Source organism: Mycobacterium sp. IDUB_3 (genome assembly GCF_055419585.1).
The window spans coordinates 1-2,066 of record NZ_JBVAXZ010000005.1; the positions used below are offsets into that span (position 1 = coordinate 1).

1 protein-coding gene is annotated in these 2,066 nt (G+C 67.3%); it reads right to left on the minus strand.

Annotation, left to right across the window (positions count from 1 at the left end):
• Positions 1 to 2,066 (minus strand): ATP-binding protein (locus tag ACZYVJ_RS25725; RefSeq protein ID WP_463834071.1); only part of this gene is annotated, 2,066 nt, incomplete at both ends.

Sequence of the window (2,066 nt, forward strand, 5' to 3'; positions counted from 1 at the left end):
CCTAGTCGGCGCAAGGCGCGCCCCACCCGGCGGGCATCGGCAGTCGCCCCGCACTCGACGTAGGTGTCGAACGCCGCATTGAGTTGCTCGAGCGCCTCAGCGTTGCACTGTGCGCGACTCAGCTCGGCGCCGGCGTCCTCGGCGGCGCTTGCGTAAAGAAGCGGCCGCGACGACGAATGAAGCAACTCCGCGGCAGCTAGCAATGCTTGGGTGTCACGCTCGAGGATCCCGCGGGCATATCCGGCCACCCCTGCCAACAGAGGCGCCGCGGGCTGCTCGCACTCCAGCACTTCGGTGGCCTGCAGGACCCGTGCGCGCAACCCGGCATCACCGGCGGCAGAGGCCACCTGCGCACTCAAGATCAGCCGATCTAAGGCATAGACCTGCAGTGGTGTTCCGAGTAGGGCGATATCGCCGCCGAGCCAGCGCACCGATTCATGAACGTCGTCGCGCTGCCACGCCGCCAGCGCGAGCACATACGCCGCTCCTCGACGGATGGCAGGTGAGCCGCTGAAGTAGGCATCACGTGCGTCATTGGCCATCTGCTGCAACAAGTTTCGGTCATCCGTGCGGACCGCCACCGAAGCCATAATTACGATGCGCAGCAGGTCCGGCTCACCCACGCCTGTGGGCTGGGGTGGCGGTAGGGGGTCAGCCGCGTGGCGAGCGGTCGACAACCGGCCCGCAGCGAGGTGAAAAATCCCACCAATGACAGTCCACATATTGAGGACCATCGCGTTGCCTTCCCGGCGCGCTTGCCCTACACCGTCGGCGACCCGGGTCGTCGCGTCGTCCAACCGGCCAAACACTGCGAGCAGGATTGCGTAATACATGGCGGCATAGTGATGCGCCAAGGCCGCATCATTCGTGTAGCCGAGCGAACAGAGCTGTTCTAGGCGGCCTAGCGCGCGGACCCTGTGCCCCTCACCAACGTCGAGCAAAGCGAGGGTGACCTCGGTCATGATGGTGGCCTCGAGATCGCCGGTGGCTGCCGCGGCGGCAGCAGCCTCGTCGGCTGCCGTGCGCTGTTGTCCCTTTTTGTCCTGCAACACAAGGTTGTAGGCCAGCCACGCGAGATGCCGCGCCCGAGTGACTTCGCTGATGTCGCTCAACTCGAGCGCTCGGCGATTCTCCTCCGCCCGCCACTGGGTGCTGTGCTTGGTGTGCGCCGGGAGCCGAAGACGGATCTCGGCCTCGACCTCGGGCGAGATCGCCTCTGAGAGCGCCACGACGGCCAATTCTTCGGCCTCGCCGTGGCGGCTGGCCCTGTTGAGCCACTCCACCGTTTCCGCGACCAGGGATCCGCGCTCGGCGTCGTTGGCGGGCAACAGCTCCAGCGCCCGCTTGCTCAAATCCGCGGCCCCACTTGCATCGCCGCGGCCAACCGACTGGGCAGCCTGCCGTAGTGCCTCGATCGCCTCCCGGTCCCCCGGCTCGGCGCTGCGTGCCAGCTGGGTGGCCACCTCGGCCGGGGTCGCGCCGATACTCAGCATCACCGACGCCGACTGGCGCTCCATCGCCCGCCGCAGCGACTGCGGCAAGGACTGGCGAGTGGCCTCGCGCAGCAAGTCATGCCGAAACCTCAACCGCTCACCGTCGTCGACGAAAAGATCCCCGCGCACCGCCTCCTCGAGCGCCGACAGCAACGAAACCGGCTGACGGTCCAGCATCGCGGCCAGCAAGCCTGCCGAGAACCGGTCCGGCAGCACTCCGGCCACCCGCACCACCTCCGAAGCACTATCGGAGAGCAGGTCCAGTCGCTGCTGCATACCGACGCCCAGCCGTCGCGGCAGCGCATCTCCACTGGCCACCACCCGCCCGCCGCTGACGTTCAGTCGGTCTTCCTCGCCCAGGCCCTCCACCAGCTCACTGACAAGGAACGGATTGCCGTGCGCTTTGGCAGCCAGATTCAATAGAGACGCATCCGCTGTCGCCCGCACCGCGTCGCAGACCATTTCGGCGACCGCGTCCGGCGCCATGGCTCGCAATCGCAAAAATGTGGCATTCGCGCGCTGCAGAACCGACAACGTTTCCTGTACCGCCGGCCCGCCGGCCCCGGTGCGGGC